We start from the raw sequence: 15772 nt of genomic DNA on the forward strand, positions 1-15772 counted from the left end.
GCGTAAAAAAATGCTTAGCATTCATTCCGGCGAATATGAACACAACTCGCCCCGGATCGCAAAGCAGAGTTTTCAAATTACGGTAGAAAGCTCTCCGGTCGGGCTTGTCTGAAATAGTTGTCTTTTCGCAACCCGGGGCCGATCAATCAGGGCTGCGTCCCCGCCTTTTTCAGCGATAGGTTCGGTCTTGCAGGTCCACGCTTGCGATTGCGTCTTCGCATATCGTCAGGAACGTCGCTTCGGCATCGGACAACCGACGGGCCGGGTTGGTCAACAGGTATATATTCACCAGTGGCAGGTCGTCATAGGGCGGCAGTTGGCGCAGACGCCCGCGTTCGACATCCCGCGCGGCGACATGCAGGGGCAGGGCACCGATACCGATATCGGACACAATCATCCGCCGCAATTCGTGCAGGTTCGATGACACGCCGCGCCACCCGGTCGCGATATTTGCCCGCGCCCTGAGCCGGGCGACAGGTTCCAGCGGACCATTTTCCACTTCGGTTTGAAACGATACCGATGGTTCGCCGGCAAGATCGGACAGCGCGATGTTTTCACGGTCAAACAGCCGGTGCCGCGGACCGCAAAACAGACCGAAATATTCCCGGTACAATACCGACGCCTTCAGGTTCGGGGGAATATGCTGCAACAGGCAAATCCCCAGGCTTGTTCGGTTCTGACTGATCCTTGATGCGACTTCTTCGCTTTCGGCGACGGTGAAGGAAAACGTCACCTTTGGGTGGCGCTTGGCGAAATCATGCAGCACATCGTCGAAGTGATCCGATTTGACATGGCTGGCGATTGCCACCGAAATATGGCCGCGCAATTCCTCTGCGGTGACTTCCAACAACGCAGGCAGTTGCGACACCGATCCAAAGATGGAAGAACATTCCGAATACAGGATCTGCCCCGCCCGCGTCACCTTGAATTCATTGGGTTTTCTGATGATCAGGCGCTGCCCCATTGCCTGCTCTAACCGCTTCAGGGCCGACGAAATCGTCGGTTGTTTCAACCCCAGAAAATCGGCCGCGCGGGAAATGCCGCGCTGTTCCACGACGACCATGAAGGTGCGCAAAAGATTCCAGTCAAGTTGCCAAGGGAACCGTTGTTCATAGGGCTTCATTATAGATTTCAACGATAATTAGAATTTGTATTATTTATTTGCATGATGATGTGGTGCCATGCAAGCCTTTTCAACAAGGCGTAAAAACCGCCACTTCGCGTCTGGGCAAGGCCCGGACCGAACGACTGATAAACAGACCAACGGGAGAGAAAAATGACCAAGCGTAGAATCTTTTTGAAAACCGCAATTGCCGCGGGCAGCCTTGCCCTGAGTTCAATCGCGATCACCGCCCCGGCGATGGCCGACGAACTGGCCACGCTCAAGGATAAAGGCGTGATGCGGATTGCCATGTCGGGGGCCTATCCTCCGTTCAACTTCGTTAATGACAAAAACGAAGTGGTGGGTTTTGACCCGGCCATCGGCACCGAAATTGCCAAGCGCATGGGCCTTGAGGCCGAAATCGTCACCACCGCTTGGGATGGCATCATCGGCGGCTTGCTGGCCAACAAATACGACGCCATTGTCGGCTCGATGACGATCACCGAAGAGCGCGACGAAGTGGTCGATTTCGTCGGCCCCTATTATACCACCAAGCGCGCCATTTTCACCAATCCCGGCAGCGAGTTCACCTCGATTGACCAGCTTGGCGAGGCCGAAATCGGCGTGACGCTTGGCGAAACGCACGAGGAATGGGCGCGTGAGCGGGGCTGGAAAATACGCACCTACAAGGGCCTGCCTGAGCTGCTTCTGGAGCTTCAGAACGGCCGCGTTGACGCGATCGTCAACGATTCCATCGCCGCGATCCTCGCGATGGGCGAAAAGGATCAGGACTATGCCACGATCGACTTCGAGACCGCGGAATTCGGTGCCGGCATCGCCATCCGCGAAGGCAACCCCGAGCTTGGTGCCGCGATGCAGGCCGCGCTCGACTCGATGATGGAAGACGGCACCTATACGGACATCGCCATGGAATGGATCGGCGCCGACATTCGCTAAACATTTAAGGGTCCGCCGCAGATCCGTGGCGGGCCCACTATACGGGCAAGCATCACATGACAACCGACTACGGAAAACTGACCTGGGAAGAGGTGCGCGATGCCGACAAGGATCGCGTGGTGATCCTGAACGTTTCGGCCACCGAAGACCACGGCCCCCATATGCCGCTCGACACCGACACGGTGCTTGGCATGGCGGTTGCCAATGGCGTGGCTGCCGCGGCCCCCGACGAGGTCTTGGTGATGCCGCCGATCGCCTATGGTTTTAACGAGCATCACAAGGATTTTCCGGGGGTAATCTGGATTCAGCCGGAAACCCTGATCGCCTTTGTCACCGATGTCACCAAGTCATTGGCACATCACGGCTTCCGGCGGATACTGCTGCTCAATTCGCATGGCTCGAACCATCCGATCCTCGACCTTTCGGCGCGCAAGACGGTGATCGAAACCGGGATCATCTGCGTCTCGGCCTCCTATTGGAACCTCTGCGCCGACCGGATCAACGAACACCGCAAGTCCGACATTGGCGGCATCGCCCATGCCGGAGAATTCGAGGCGGCGATGTACGCCCATTTGCAGCCCGAACATGTGCATATCGAAAAGTCGGCCGCCCAGAATCTGCACGATCCGCAGACCAACTTCTTCAACCTCGATCTGGCGATGGGCGGCGGCAAGGCGATGCTGATGCGCTGGTGGTCCGAGGTATCGCCCGACGGCACGATGGGGGACCCGACCGTGGCCGACCCGGAAACCGGTAAGCTGTTTCTCACTGCCGCGATCGAGGAAACCACGGCCCTGGTGCGCGAAATCCGCGCCCTGCCGATCCTCGCGCGCAAAGACCACCATTAGGGAGCGCACCGCATGGATGTCGATCTGATGCTGCGGGTCTACCCGTATTTCCTGCAAGCGGCCTGGGTAACGATAGAATTGTCGGTGCTGACGACAATTCTGGGGCTGACCTGCGGCACGCTTGGGGCGGCTGCGCGGTTGTCGCGGTTTCGCGTTTTGCGGATCATCGGCGCCACATATGTCAGCCTCATTCGCGGTACGCCCGCGCTGATCCAGTTGTTCATCCTGTATTTTGGCGGCCCACAGATCGGCATCCAACTCGATGCCTTCGAGGCCGGGGTGATCGGCCTTGGCGTCAATATCGGGGCTTATATGACCGAAACCATTCGCGGTTCGATCATAGCCATTGACAAAGGCCAGAGCGAAGCGGCCCGTACCGTCGGCCTGAGCAAGATGCAAGCGATGCGCCATGTGATCCTGCCTCAGGCAATGCGGTTGATGATCCGCCCGCTTGGGGTGAACATCAACGCGCTGATCAAGGGGACCGCGCTGGTGGCTGCGATTTCGGTGGTGGAACTGACTTATACCGCACAGCGCTATATCGGGTCGACCTACCGGCCGTTCGAAATGTTTTTGCTCTCCGGCGTCCTGTACATGGTCATTATTTATGTGACCGGTCGCGGGGTTGCCTGGCTTGACCGCAAGGCGCGGATCGTATGAGCGCGCATCAGATCATTGGAGGCCGCAATGGGTCTTGATTTTTCCGTCGTCCCGCAGTTTTACGACATCATTCTGATCGGCGTGCTGTGGACCGTTGCGATCACAGTCGCCTCGGCGCTTCTCAGTTTTTTCGGCGGCATCGTCTTTGCCGTGGTTGCACTTTATGGGCATTGGTCGATCCGGCTGCCGTTTCGGGGGTTTGCCTGGCTGTTCATGGGGACACCACTGCTCTTGCAGTTGTTCCTGATCTATTTCGGGCTGGTGCAGATCGGGGTCGATCTGCCGGCCTTCGTGGCTGGGGTGATCGGGCTGGGGCTGCACTTTGCGGTCTACAATTCGGAACTGATCCAGACCGCGATCATTGCCGTCGACAAGGGGCAGATGGAAGCGGCCCGCACGTTGGGCCTGTCGAACGGCCAGGCGCTGCGCAAGGTCGTGATACCGCAAGCGGTGCGCGACGTGCTGCCGCCGATCGGCAACAACATGATCGCGCTTTTGAAAGATTCCGCGCTGGTTTCGGTGATCGGGGTGTCCGAACTGACACTTTCGGCCCAGCGGGCCATCGGACGCACCTACCGGCCGTTTGAATTCTATGTGGTTGCCGCGGCCTGTTACTACATCATCAATCTGGGGATGGAAGCCGTGCTGCGCCGGATCGAACGCCGCACCGCGCTCTCTCGCTGAACCCACAAGGAACAGATATGACCGATACCCAGCATTTCGTCGAAATCCGTCACGCCCAGAAGGCATATGGCGATCTCGAAGTTCTCAAGGACATCAGCCTCAACGTCGAACGCGGTCAGATCGTGGCCATCATCGGCCCGTCCGGCTCGGGCAAATCGACCTTGTTGCGGGCGATCAACGATCTCGATGCGCTGACCAGCGGGGAAATCTGGCTTGACGGGGTGCAGGTCAACAAGACGCTGCCGCACCGACAATATGAAAAACACATCAACCAGATGCGCCAACAGATCGGCATGGTGTTTCAGCATTTTAACTTGTTTCCGCATCTAAACGTGCGCGACAACGTGACGATGGCCCCGAAGCTGCTCAAAGGCATTTCCAAGGCTGAAGCGGATACGCTGGCCGAAGAACAACTGGCCCATGTTGGCATGCTGGAACGGATCGATTTTTATCCGTCGCAGCTTTCGGGCGGGCAGAAACAACGCGTCGCCATCGCACGGGCGCTGGCGATGAAGCCCAAGCTGATGCTGTTTGACGAAGCCACCTCGGCGCTGGATCCGGAACTGGTCGAAGAGGTCAATCTGGTGATGAAAAAGCTCGCCGAAGAAGACATGACGATGATCATCGTCACCCATGAAATGGATTTCGCGGCGTCGGTCTGCGACCGGGTGCTGTTCATGGATCAGGGGGTCGTGGTCGAAGAAGGCCCGCCCGAAAAGATCTTCCGCAACCCCGATAAGGACAGAACCCGCGAATTCCTGCGCAAACATCTTGAAGGTGCAAAGTGACCGACCAGCCATCCCATCTTTTTTACCAATCCCGCAACCCTCGTCCGTTCCTGGACCGGGGCGAAGGTATCTATCTGTTCGACCAGTCGGGCAAGCGCTACATTGATGGGTCTTCGGGCGCAATGGTGTCCAATATTGGCCATTCCAACCCGCGCGTTCTGGCCAAGATGAAGGCGCAGATGGACAAGGCGACCTTTGGCTACCGGTTGCATTTCCGCACCGAAGCGTCGGAAAATCTGGCCGCCAAGACCGCGCAGATGATGCCCGAAGGATTGGACCGCGTGTTTTTTGTTTCGGGTGGGTCCGAAGCGGTGGAAAGCGCGGTCAAACTGGCGCGCCAGTACAAGATCACCCAAGGCGAGGACAGCCGCTGGAAAGTGATTTCCCGCTTTCCATCCTACCACGGCTGCACGCTTGGGGCGCTTGACCTGACCGGCTATGACCCGCTGACGCAACCCTTCGCCCCGATGATGCGCGGCATGCCCAAGATCCCGGCCCCAGCCACCTATCTCGACCGCGATAACCTGACAGAACATGAACGCGGGCTGAAATATGCCGAAATGCTGCGCGACAAGATCGTTGCCGAAGGCCCCGATACGGTGCTGGCCTTCATCATGGAACCGGTTGGCGGTGCTTCGACCGGCGCGTTGGTTGCGCCTGACAGCTATTACGGCCGCATCCGCGAAATCTGCGACGAATTCGGCGTGCTGCTGATCTATGACGAAGTGATGACGGGCGTGGGCCGCACCGGACGGTTCCTTGCCGCCGAACATTGGGGGATCATCCCCGATATCGTCGCGATGTCCAAAGGCTTCGGTTCGGGCTATGCGCCGCTCGGGGCGACCGTGGCCGGAAGCCGGATCGTCGAACCGATCCTTGATGCGGGTGGGTTCCAGCATGGGTTTACCTATGCCGGCAACCCGATGGCCTGTTCGGCAGGTTTGGCCGTACTGGAAGAAATCGAATCCGAGGGATTGGTGGCCAATGCCGCCGCGATGGGCGACGTGCTGATCGCCCGCATGCAGGGGCTGATGGCGCGGTATCCGTTCATCGGTGACGTGCGCGGCAAAGGGTTGCTGACCGCTTTTGAATTCGTTTCCGACCGCGATACGATGGAACCGCTGCCGGTCGGGCTGAACGCGTTTTCGCAGCTTGTAGAACGCGCTTATGAACGCGGGCTGATCATCTATTCGCGCCGCACTCGTGGTGGCGCGGCAGGCGATCATTTCCTGCTTGCCCCGCCGCTGATCATCACCGAAGCCCAGATCGACGAAATGATGTCCATCCTGACCGACAGTCTGGATGCGTTCGCCGCCGATGCCGGGCTCGAGGTGGAGCCTTCGGCATGACACTTCGTCTCGCTTCTCCTGCTGACGCTCCGGCAATCGCGGCATTGCTTGCCCGGTTGGCGGATGAAACCGGCGATGGCGCGCGCTTTGCCTCCACGCCCGACACGATCCGCGCCCATGGCTTTGGCCCGACGGCGCTGTTTGCAACGATGATTGCGGAACATGACAGCCGCGCCACCGGCATCGCGCTGTTTTTCCGTCATTATTCAAGCACAAGGGGGCAACCCGGTGTTTACGTCCAAGACCTGTGGACCGCGCCCGAACTGCGCGGGCAGGGGCTTGGCGCGCGGTTGCTGGCCGCCGTTGCGGATCACGCGCGGCGTGGTTGGGGGGCGTGTTACATGGCATTGACCACGCATGGCCATAACGACGCGGCCCGGGCTTTCTACACCCGGCTGGGATTCACCGCGCAGCCCGACGATATTCCGATGGCGCTTGACGGGGCCGCCTTTTCGGATTTCGGCCCCGATGCGGGAGCCTCCGCATGAGACTGCCTGACAAAACCACTACGATCGAAGACGCGCTGGCCGGTATTGCCGACGGCGCAACCGTGATGATCGGCGGGTTCGGGGTGCCCGGCACGCCGTTCACCCTGATCCACGAACTGGTGCGGCAAGGGGCGCAAAACCTGACGGTGATCAAGAATGACGCGAATGAAACCGATATGGGCGTCGATCATTTGCTGGCTTCGGGACAGGTCGCGCGGCTGATCACCACCCATATCGGTCTCAATCCGCGCGCCATGGCGTTGATGAACGAAGGCCGCCTTGAGGTGGAATTCAACGCGCAGGGCATCTTGGCCGAACGTGTGCGCGCCGGTGGGGCCGGGTTGGGCGGCATCCTTACCGATATCGCCGAAGATACCGAACTGGCCGAGGGCAAACAGACGCTGGCCATAGATGGCAAAAGCTACATCGTCGAAACCGCGCTGCGCGCCGATGTGGCGCTGATCCATGCCAACCGCGCCGATGCGTTCGGAAACCTTGATTACGTCGCCACCGCGCGCAATTTCAACCCGCTGATGGCGATGGCCGCATCTCGGGTGATTGCCGAGGCCGAACAGGTGCTGCCGATGGGCGGCTTGTCCCCCGATGACGTTCATACTCCGGGGCCTTTCGTCGACCACGTCGTCGAACTTACCCAGATCAGCGAGGAATACGCCATTGTCCGACGCTAGAAACCGCATGGTCGCCCGGGCCGCGCGTGAAATCGCACCGGGCATGGTGGTCAATCTGGGGATCGGTCTGCCGACTCAGGTGGTGAACCATTTGCCTGCCGATTTCCCGGTCTGTCTGCATACCGAAAACGGGCTTGCCGGCATCGGCCCGACCTTGCCGCCGGACCGGGCCGACCGGAATCTGATCGACGCGGGCGGGGCCTATGTTTCGACCGTACCGGGGTCGGCTTTCTTTGACAGCGCGGTCAGCTTCGCGCTGGTCCGGTCAGGGCGGCTCGACCTGACCATGCTGGGTGCTTTCGAAGTCAGTCAGGCCGGGGATCTTGCCAATTGGAAAGTGCCCGGCAAATTTTCCCCGGGGCCGGGCGGCGGCATCGAATTGGCCCAGAAGGCGCGGCGCGTGATCGTGCTTTCAACCCATACCGACCGCGCTGGCAATCCCAAGCTGAAAACCGAATGCAGCCTGCCGCTGACCGCGCAGGGCTGCGTGGCGCGCGTGTTCACCGACATGGCGGTGATCGACATCACACCGGGCGGATTCGCACTTGTCGAACATGCGCAAGGGGTAAGCATTGCCGAGCTCACCGAAGCGACCGGCGCGCCCCTTTCCCTCCCGACCGGTGACATTCCCACATTCTGAGGCAGATCATGGACCAAGACACCAAAACCCGCATTCTCGGTGCTGTTGACGCCGGATTTGATGACCAGATCGGATTTCTGTCCGAACTGACCGCGCATCCCTCCACCCGTGGCAACGAACAAAGCGCCCAGACATTCATGGTCGAACAACTGGTTGCGCGGGACTACACGGTTGACCGCTGGCAGATCGACGTCAATGAAATCAGTGCATTGCCCGGTTTTTCACCCGTTCTTGGCCCCTATGAAGACGCGGTGAACGTGGTCGGGGCCCATACGTCACGCACGCAAAAGGGGCGGTCGCTGATCCTCAACGGTCATATCGATGTGGTGCCCGAAGGGCCGCTCGATATGTGGGACAGCCCGCCTTATGATCCGCGTGTCGATGACGGTTGGATGTATGGGCGCGGTGCCGGCGACATGAAGGCGGGGCTGGCGTCGAACCTGTTCGCGTTGGATGCGCTTGGGCGGCTTGGTCTGGCCCCTGCGGCGGATGTGTTTTATCAATCGGTAGTCGAAGAAGAATGCACCGGCAATGGGGCGCTGGCCTGTTTGGCCCGGGGCTACAAGGCCGACGCCGCGCTGATCCCGGAACCTTTTGCCGAAAAACTGGTCACCGCGCAGATCGGGGTGATCTGGTTTCAGGTTCATCTCAAGGGGCTGCCGACCCATGTCGCCTATGCGGGCAGTGGCGCCAACGCGATCGAAGCGTCGATCCCGCTGATTGCCGCGCTGCACGACATGGAATCGCGCTGGAACGCCCCGGAAAACCGGCCTGCCGACTATGCGCATATGGATCACACGCTCAACCTCAATATCGGCAAGATCGAGGGTGGCGACTGGACCAGTTCGGTCCCCGCATGGTGCGTTTTCGACGTCCGCATGGCGATTTTCCCGGGGCAAAGCATCGAAGCCGCCAAGGCAGACATCGAAGCGGTGCTGATGGAAGCGGCGCGGCAGAACGATTTCCTGAAAAACTCGCTGCCCGAAATCGTTTATCACGGTTTCCAGGCCGAAGGCTATGCGCTGTCTCAGGACGGGTCTGTTAATGCCAAGGCGGCGATTGGTGCGCTTGAATCGGCGCATGGCACGGTGAATGGGGATGCGCTTGACAAAGCGGCGATCACCGCGACCACCGATGCGCGCTTCTTTGGCTTGTATGCCGACACCCCGGCGCTGGTCTATGGCCCGCGCGCCGAGGCAATCCATGGCTTCAACGAACGCGTCGACCTTGAAAGCATGCGCCGCGTTACCCAAGCCACGGCGCTGTTCATCGCCGATTGGTGCGGTCTCGAAGACATCTGATCTTCGCCATCTCCGAAAGCTGGCCCGGTCAATCCAACGTCCGGCGAAAACGGGCCAGCGCGATCAGCGCAAAGATGATCACGAACACGATCAGGGCCGTCATCTGGGGATGTATGTTGGCTGGCCCGGCGCCTTTCAGCATCACCGCGCGGATCATCCGCAGGAAATGGGTCAGCGGCATCAATTCGCCGATCCATTGCGCCCAGACCGGCATGCCCCGAAACGGGAACATGAAACCCGACAACATGATTGAAGGCAAAAAGAAAAAGAACGTCAGCTGCATCGCCTGCATCTGCGACCGCGAAACCGTCGAAATCGAATATCCCAGCAGGACCAGCGACAAAACGAACACCAGCACCCCCAGCAAAAGCAGCCCCAGATCGCCCACGAAGGGCACGTTGAACAGCAATTTTGCCGCTCCCAGAACGACGATCACCTGCACCGCGCCAACGCCGAGATACGGTAAAACCTTGCCCAGCATGATTTCCGCGGCGGTGACCGGCATCGCCAGCAGGTTTTCCATCGTACCGCGTTCGGTTTCGCGGGTCAGCGCCATCGATGTCATCATCACCATGGTCATCTGCAAAATCACGCCCAGCAAACCGGGCACGATGTTGTATTGGGTGATGCCTTCGGGATTGTAGCGGCGGTGGACGATGACATTCAGATGGCTGCGCGCGGTTTCTGCGGCCTGCGATGCGATGCCCATTTCATGCAGCAACGCATCCGACGCCACCGTGCCCAGCGTCGAAATCGCGCCCGAAGCCACGGCGGGATCGGTGGCGTCGGCTTCGATCAACAGGGTCGGGCGGTCGCCCCGGTCCACCCGCAGACCGAAATCCGACGGGATCGTCACCACGAAGGCCACGGTGCCACGTTCGATCAAGGCTTCGGCTTCTGTGGCGCTGACCGCGACGTGATCGAAACGGTAATAGCCGGTCAGTTCCAGCGCGCTGACGATTGCGCGGGTATAGTGATCCTGTGTCGGCGCGACCAAGGCTGCCGGCAGGTTCTTGGGATCGTTGTTGATCGCAAACCCGAACAGGATCAACTGCATCAGCGGCACACCCAGCATCATCGCAAATGTCACCCGGTCGCGGCGCATCTGGATGAATTCCTTTTTCCAAAGCGCGGTCAGGCGACGGATGGAAAAATACCGGCTCATTGCATGTTGTCCTGACCGTCAGCCATGAACCGGATAAAGGCATCTTCCAGCGTGGTGTCGGCTGGCTGGCCCTGCACCCCGGTTGCCTGTACCGCATCCGCGACACTGCGTTTCAACGCGGCGGCGTCACGTCCCACCACGTGCAGCGTGGTGCCGAAATGGGTGACTTCATCCACACCCGGTTTTCCCGCCAACAGCTTCGCGGCGTCCGGAGTGTTCGGTCCTTCCAGCACCCAAGTGGTCAGCCCCGCCTTGGCAAGAACGTCGGCCACGGTGCCCGAAGCGACAAGCCTGCCGTAAGAAATATAGTTGATCCGGTGACAGCGCTCGGCTTCGTCCATGTAATGGGTCGACACCAAAACGGTCAGCCCGTTTTCCGCCCGCAGATGAATTTCGTCCCAGAATTCGCGCCGCGCCTTCGGGTCGACCCCCGCAGTCGGTTCGTCCAGCAGCAAAAGCCGCGGATTGTGCATCACGCAGGCGGCCAGCGCCAGACGCTGTTTCCAGCCCCCCGACAACGTCCCGGCCAATTGATCGCGTCGGGCCGTCAAACCCAGATCGGCCAAGGTGTCACGAACGAAGCTTTGAACGGGGTTCAATCCGTAAAGCCCGGCAACAAAAGCCAGATTTTCGGCGATGGTCAAATCTTCATACAGCGAAAATCGCTGGGTCATATAGCCGATTTCGCGCTTGATCAGATGCCGTTTGCGCAGATCGTGGCCCAGAACCCGACCGTGGCCTTCATCCGCAGTCAGCAACCCGCACATGACCCGGATCGTTGTCGTTTTACCCGATCCGTTCGGCCCCAGAAAACCGGCAATTTCGCCCTGTTCGACCCGCATCGAAACATGATCAACCACGGTTCGGCCATCGAACCGTTTGACCAGCCCGGACACATCGATGGCCGGTTCGGTCATTGTGCGGGCTCCGGCAGAATCGCATCGACGATCTGGCCGGGCTTCAGCCGTTTGTCGCTTTTGTCCGGGCGCGCTTCGACCATGAAGACCAGCTTTTGCCGGTTTTCGATTGAATAGATCACCGGCGGGGTGAATTCGGGTTCTTCCGCGATATAGCTGACCGTGGCCTCGGCACCTTCGCCGCAGCCGTCGCAATTGATCCGTAAACGGGTTCCGATGTTGATCGCCGCAATCGCCGTTTCTGGAACGTAGAGCCGGATAAACACCGTCCCGTCTGGCAGCAACGACAGGACCGGGGCCTGCGGTCCGGCGATTTCGCCTTCGTTGCGCAGGATTTCCGTCACCCGTCCATCGGCGGGGGCATAAAGCGTGCGTCGGCTCAATTGCCATTCGGCGGCGGCGACCCGGGCCTCGGCCTGTGCGACATCGGCTTGGGCTGCGGCGATTTCATAGCTGCGCGCCGGCAGCCGCGCCACGGCAAGGTTGGCTTCAACTTCGATCACATGCGAATTGGCCACGTCCAGCCGGCTTTGTGCTTCGTCCAGCTGCGCTTGTGGGGCAACGCCGCGTTCTACCAGGCTGGAAACACGCGCCGTTTCGCGGGCGATTTCTTGTGCTTGGGCGCGGGCAGAGGCCAGATTGGCCTCGATCACACTGATTTCTTCCGCGCGGCGCCCTTCGCCCAGATTGGCCTGGCGGGCTTCGGCAGCGCGTAGGGCGGCTTCGGCTTCAGCCAGCGCGATGGTTGCGTCACCGCGTTCCAGTCGTACAAGAATGTCGCCTTTGGCGATCGCATCGCCACGGCTCAAGGTCATTTCCTCGATCCGCGCGGTTGCGACCGGGGCGATCAGCACATGTTCGGCTTCGACATAGCCGGTGGCAAGCGGCAGAACCGGAGCGCATTGCGCGAAAAGCGTGGAAAGTAGCGGGATAGCGCAAACGAAACTCATAACTGCCTCCGGCCTGTGTCATCCCGATGATGCGGGTGAACCGCGCACGGCCCAACGTCCCATTCAGACCGATTCCCGTTCGGCCTGTGTACAGGTTTTACCTGCAACCGGCCGGAAGACAAAGAAAGCTTCACGCAGGACTTGGGGCGCGGTGTCTGCTGAATGAAGGCGGGGATGACCTGATCGGCGAATTTAACTTAGGTGCAAACTGGCCATTTTCCGTCTGATCCGGCCACTCGCCGCAGTCGTTCGGTCAGCTCGGATGCCGGTTGTGGGTGGCCGAAATAGTAGCCCTGAAACAGATGGCACCCCCTTTGCTGCAAGAATTCAAGCTGCGCTTTGGTTTCCACCCCCTCGGCGATGACGTCATGGCCCAGCTCGGTCCCAAGGCTGATGATGGCCCGGACGATAGAAGCATCGCTGCTGTCGCTCATCATGTCGCGAATGAATTCCTGGGCGATTTTGATTTTGCTGACCGGCAGGCGTTTCAGATACTGCAATGATGAATACCCGGTGCCAAAATCGTCGATCGAAAACCGGATGCCCTTTGCCGACAGCCGCTGCATGACTGCGGCCACCTCGTCGGGGCGTTCGGCAAGGGATCGTTCGGTGATTTCCAGTTCAAGATAACGCGGGGCCAGCCCGGTCCGGCCCAGCGCCGCGAGGACATTACTTTCAAAATCGGAGGTCTTGAATTGCAGGGTCGACAGGTTGACGCTGATCGTTGCCTGACGCATCACCCCCTGATCATGCCAGGCGCGCATCTGACGGCAAGCGTCCTGCAACACCCACCCATCGATATCCAGCAGCAACCCGCTGTCTTCGGCGACATCAATGAAATCGCCGGGACCGCGAATGCCTTTTTCGGGGTGGTTCCAGCGCAACAACCCTTCCACCCCGACCAATTGGCAGCTGTGGGTGTCGATCTGCGGCTGTAGGTAAAGAACGAATTGCTGCTTCGTGATGGCTTCGTGCAATTCTTCGATCAGGGTTACGCGCTGATGCAGATCGGCTTCGACATCGGCATCATGGAACCGGAACCCGTGGCGGCCGCCCTCTTTGACGCTGTAAAGCGCGGTGTCGGCCTGACTGAGAAGATGGGTCGGGTCGCTTTTGCCCGGCAGATACAGCGTGATGCCGATACTGGCATCGGTGTGAATCCGGTGGTTTTCAATTTCGAACGGGCGCGACAACTGGTCGATCAACCGCTGGGCAAGGACGGCCGCGTCTTTTGCGTCCTGCAAATTCAGGTGCAGGACCGCGAATTCATCACCGCCCAGCCGCGCCACCACATCGCTTTCACGCACCGCCGCTTCCAACCGTTTGCCAACGGCTACCAGCAGCGCATCCCCAACCGGATGGCCAAGCGTGTCATTCACATCCTTGAAATGGTCCAGGTCCAGCAGCAGCAATGCGAAGTTTTCGTCATAGCGTTTTGCCCGATAGGCGGCATGTTGCAGCCGGTCGTTGAACATCTTCCGGTTCGGCAGCCCGGTCAACGTGTCGCAATTGGCCAAATGTTCGGTGCGCTGTTCCGATTTTCGGCGGGCTTCATCGTTTTGATGGGCTGCGATAATTTCGGCGATGGCCGATTTGAACGGGTTCAGCCGCCTGACCAACCCGTCATCATAGCCGCCCTTCCGATTGGCCAATCCGATTGCGCCGATGGTTTTTTGCCCCCGCAACAGCGGAATACCAAGGAAAGCATCCAGATGCGGATGTCCTTTAGGGGTCCCTTTGCTGCTTGGATGGTGGGCGGGATCGTTGGCGATCACGGGGCCACCGGTGACGATGGCGGCAGCGTTCAGGCTGTCGAAATCGTAAAACCTGGCCTCCCCTGACGGGTGATCCTGCCAATAGGGGCGGTTTTGCGCGGATCCGTCCCGATCCGAAATGGTCAGCGCTCGCATATATGGTTTACCCGCCTCATCGGTGCAAAGATCGATCAAGAAACCATATTCGCTGTCGGTCAGATCGAGCAATTCAACCATGACGGTGTCGAATGCCTTCTGGACATCCACGCCGCCAATGAAGCTCGATAACGTGCGGTCCACGATCTTGAGATCCTCACGTTCTTCTTGGATGGACTGTTCCATTTCTTTGCGCTCGGTGATGTCGCGGGCAATGCAGATCACGTTCCATTCCCCGCTCACAAACGCCGCAGCGATCGACAATTCAATCGGTATATCGCCGTGATCCTTGCTTTGTATCAGCGTTTCGTGGATGTCGCCGACGACCGGCCCTTCGCCGGTTTCGCGAAAATGCACCCAGCCGGTTTTGTAAAATTCCCGCAACCCAGACGCGCCAAGAAAAATATCGACGTCCTGGCCCAATATATCGGCCTGTGCATATCCGAAAATTCTTTCGGCGGCGGGATTCCAAAGCGTTATCGCGCCGTCGCTGTTGATCATGACCACAGCGTCAAGCGCGGTATCAGTGACCGCTCTGAATTTCAGTTCGTTTTCTTCCAGCGATCGCAGCGCCTGTTCCCGTTCCTGTACCGAACTGGTCAATTCTTCCGCCAGCATGTTCAGACCCACCGCCAGCGCGTCAATCGTGCTGCCGGTGCCGGACGGTTCCAACCGGCTATCAAATCCCCCCGATGCCAATTGCAGGATCATGTTGAGGATCTGATCCATGCTTTCCCGGGCCAGTTCCGGGGTTTCGATGCTCACGTCTGGTACCCTTTCAGCCATGCCACCGCATCCGGTTCCGACGTGAACAACTGCACCGGATGCCGGGGTTTGTTCAGACCCAGAAAGAAACTGCACAAAACCTTGCTGAGCGGCGATCCGACAAGCATCGCGCAGGCAGACATTTGTTTGGTGGCCTGTTCGCTGCTGTAATAACGCCGGGCGTCCTGGGTTGCGCCAATCGTTCCGGCCATGTCCACGATGACAGGGCATTTTTTGCCGCCACAAAGTTTGCCAAGCGCATCAATAGCGGCTTTGGCGGATGCTAGGTCTTCAGAGCTGCCGGGATGCATGATGACCCGAATGATGCCGTCTTCGCCCAGCACCGTGTTCGTGGTTTCGGTCTTTATCGTTTTGACCACCGCCGGTGCGCCCGGCTGTTTTTCTGCCGGTTGCGTTCCAATAAATGGTTTGCCATCCACGTTACCGTCTCCTTCTTTCTGCAAGATGGGTTCTGGGAAAGAACCGCAATCGCGCGGATGGAGTGTCACGGGGTTCTGTCAATAATCTGTAAAAAATGGCTTTTGATTCAAAGTGTTCA

Annotated in this window: 16 protein-coding genes; 10 read left to right on the forward strand and 6 right to left on the reverse strand. The window is 59.3% G+C overall.

All coding sequences use genetic code 11. The features are described 5' to 3' along the window. Positions 1 to 169: 169 nt before the first annotated feature. Complete coding sequence (locus tag TG4357_RS16000) at positions 170 to 1123, reverse strand: LysR family transcriptional regulator (protein ID WP_058263885.1); 954 nt, start codon at positions 1121 to 1123, stop codon at positions 170 to 172. A gap of 153 nt (positions 1124 to 1276) precedes the next feature. On the opposite strand from TG4357_RS16000, the gene TG4357_RS16005 reads away from it, so the two are divergent. From TG4357_RS16005 to TG4357_RS16050, 10 genes are read left to right on the forward strand one after another with little or no spacing between them, the layout of a single operon-like run. Then, a complete protein-coding gene (locus TG4357_RS16005) occupies positions 1277 to 2059 on the forward strand; it encodes a transporter substrate-binding domain-containing protein (protein ID WP_058263886.1) in 783 nt (260 codons plus the stop codon). Positions 2060 to 2115: 56 nt separating this feature from the next. Further along, on the forward strand, positions 2116 to 2907 hold the full coding sequence (locus tag TG4357_RS16010; protein WP_058263887.1) for a creatininase family protein: 792 nt from the start codon (positions 2116 to 2118) through the stop codon (positions 2905 to 2907). A 12-nt stretch (positions 2908 to 2919) separates the two neighbouring features. After that, positions 2920 to 3567, forward strand: a complete 648-nt coding sequence (locus TG4357_RS16015; RefSeq protein ID WP_058263888.1) for an amino acid ABC transporter permease — start codon at positions 2920 to 2922, stop codon at positions 3565 to 3567. Between the two features lie 27 nt (positions 3568 to 3594). After that, positions 3595 to 4251 (forward strand): amino acid ABC transporter permease, encoded by a 657-nt coding sequence (locus TG4357_RS16020; RefSeq protein WP_058263889.1) that lies wholly within the window; start codon positions 3595 to 3597, stop codon positions 4249 to 4251. 17 nt (positions 4252 to 4268) lie between these two features. Then, positions 4269 to 5039 (forward strand): amino acid ABC transporter ATP-binding protein, encoded by a 771-nt coding sequence (locus tag TG4357_RS16025; RefSeq protein ID WP_058263890.1) that lies wholly within the window; start codon positions 4269 to 4271, stop codon positions 5037 to 5039. Next, on the forward strand, positions 5036 to 6388 hold the full coding sequence (locus TG4357_RS16030) for an aminotransferase family protein (protein WP_058263891.1): 1353 nt from the start codon (positions 5036 to 5038) through the stop codon (positions 6386 to 6388). Before TG4357_RS16025 ends, TG4357_RS16030 begins: the two co-directional genes overlap by 4 nt. Continuing rightward, positions 6385 to 6876: a GNAT family N-acetyltransferase gene (locus TG4357_RS16035; RefSeq protein WP_058263892.1), complete on the forward strand. Its 492-nt coding sequence runs from the start codon at positions 6385 to 6387 to the stop codon at positions 6874 to 6876. The genes TG4357_RS16030 and TG4357_RS16035 overlap by 4 nt, the downstream gene beginning before the upstream one ends. Then, on the forward strand, positions 6873 to 7565 hold the full coding sequence (locus tag TG4357_RS16040; protein ID WP_058263893.1) for a CoA transferase subunit A: 693 nt from the start codon (positions 6873 to 6875) through the stop codon (positions 7563 to 7565). Before TG4357_RS16035 ends, TG4357_RS16040 begins: the two co-directional genes overlap by 4 nt. Continuing rightward, entirely contained in the window at positions 7552 to 8205 is a 654-nt protein-coding gene (locus tag TG4357_RS16045) for a 3-oxoacid CoA-transferase subunit B (protein WP_233487531.1), read from the forward strand. Before TG4357_RS16040 ends, TG4357_RS16045 begins: the two co-directional genes overlap by 14 nt. An 8-nt stretch (positions 8206 to 8213) precedes the next feature. Beyond that, the gene (locus TG4357_RS16050; RefSeq protein WP_058263895.1) at positions 8214 to 9506 is read left to right on the forward strand and encodes an ArgE/DapE family deacylase; all 1293 of its coding nucleotides are present in this window, start codon (positions 8214 to 8216) and stop codon (positions 9504 to 9506) included. A 28-nt stretch (positions 9507 to 9534) separates the two neighbouring features. On the opposite strand, the gene TG4357_RS16055 is transcribed toward TG4357_RS16050, so the two are convergent. The 5 genes from TG4357_RS16055 to TG4357_RS19560 all read right to left on the reverse strand — a co-directional run bounded on the left by TG4357_RS16055 (position 9535) and on the right by TG4357_RS19560 (position 15653). Continuing rightward, positions 9535 to 10671 carry an ABC transporter permease gene (locus tag TG4357_RS16055; protein ID WP_058263896.1) on the reverse strand — a complete coding sequence of 379 codons (1137 nt, stop codon included), beginning with the start codon at positions 10669 to 10671 and terminating at the stop codon, positions 9535 to 9537. After that, positions 10668 to 11588: an ABC transporter ATP-binding protein gene (locus TG4357_RS16060; protein ID WP_058263897.1), complete on the reverse strand. Its 921-nt coding sequence runs from the start codon at positions 11586 to 11588 to the stop codon at positions 10668 to 10670. Before TG4357_RS16060 ends, TG4357_RS16055 begins: the two co-directional genes overlap by 4 nt. Further along, positions 11585 to 12538 (reverse strand): HlyD family secretion protein, encoded by a 954-nt coding sequence (locus TG4357_RS16065; protein WP_058263898.1) that lies wholly within the window; start codon positions 12536 to 12538, stop codon positions 11585 to 11587. The genes TG4357_RS16060 and TG4357_RS16065 overlap by 4 nt, the downstream gene beginning before the upstream one ends. Positions 12539 to 12735: 197 nt before the next feature. Continuing rightward, positions 12736 to 15213, reverse strand: a complete 2478-nt coding sequence (locus tag TG4357_RS16070) for a sensor domain-containing protein (protein ID WP_058263899.1) — start codon at positions 15211 to 15213, stop codon at positions 12736 to 12738. Beyond that, entirely contained in the window at positions 15210 to 15653 is a 444-nt protein-coding gene (locus tag TG4357_RS19560) for a DUF7793 family protein (RefSeq protein ID WP_058263900.1), read from the reverse strand. Before TG4357_RS19560 ends, TG4357_RS16070 begins: the two co-directional genes overlap by 4 nt. Between the last annotated feature and the right edge of the window lie 119 nt (positions 15654 to 15772).

Origin of the sequence: Thalassovita gelatinovora (assembly GCF_001458355.1) — a bacterium.
In the GTDB taxonomy this organism is placed as follows: Bacteria; Pseudomonadota; Alphaproteobacteria; order Rhodobacterales; family Rhodobacteraceae; genus Thalassobius; species Thalassobius gelatinovorus.

Excerpts from the sequence above, each read along its gene's own strand:
- TG4357_RS16050 (WP_058263895.1), top strand. The coding sequence starts at position 8,214 with ATGGACCAAGACACCAAAACCCGCATTCTCGGTGCTGTTGACGCCGGA.
- TG4357_RS16055 (WP_058263896.1), bottom strand. The coding sequence starts at position 10,671 with ATGAGCCGGTATTTTTCCATCCGTCGCCTGACCGCGCTTTGGAAAAAG.
- TG4357_RS16015 (WP_058263888.1), top strand. The coding sequence starts at position 2,920 with ATGGATGTCGATCTGATGCTGCGGGTCTACCCGTATTTCCTGCAAGCG.
- TG4357_RS16005 (WP_058263886.1), top strand. The coding sequence starts at position 1,277 with ATGACCAAGCGTAGAATCTTTTTGAAAACCGCAATTGCCGCGGGCAGC.
- TG4357_RS16020 (WP_058263889.1), top strand. The coding sequence starts at position 3,595 with ATGGGTCTTGATTTTTCCGTCGTCCCGCAGTTTTACGACATCATTCTG.
- TG4357_RS16025 (WP_058263890.1), top strand. The coding sequence starts at position 4,269 with ATGACCGATACCCAGCATTTCGTCGAAATCCGTCACGCCCAGAAGGCA.
- TG4357_RS16040 (WP_058263893.1), top strand. The coding sequence starts at position 6,873 with ATGAGACTGCCTGACAAAACCACTACGATCGAAGACGCGCTGGCCGGT.
- TG4357_RS16000 (WP_058263885.1), bottom strand. The coding sequence starts at position 1,123 with ATGAAGCCCTATGAACAACGGTTCCCTTGGCAACTTGACTGGAATCTT.
- TG4357_RS16035 (WP_058263892.1), top strand. The coding sequence starts at position 6,385 with ATGACACTTCGTCTCGCTTCTCCTGCTGACGCTCCGGCAATCGCGGCA.
- TG4357_RS16060 (WP_058263897.1), bottom strand. The coding sequence starts at position 11,588 with ATGACCGAACCGGCCATCGATGTGTCCGGGCTGGTCAAACGGTTCGAT.
- TG4357_RS16010 (WP_058263887.1), top strand. The coding sequence starts at position 2,116 with ATGACAACCGACTACGGAAAACTGACCTGGGAAGAGGTGCGCGATGCC.
- TG4357_RS16065 (WP_058263898.1), bottom strand. The coding sequence starts at position 12,538 with ATGAGTTTCGTTTGCGCTATCCCGCTACTTTCCACGCTTTTCGCGCAA.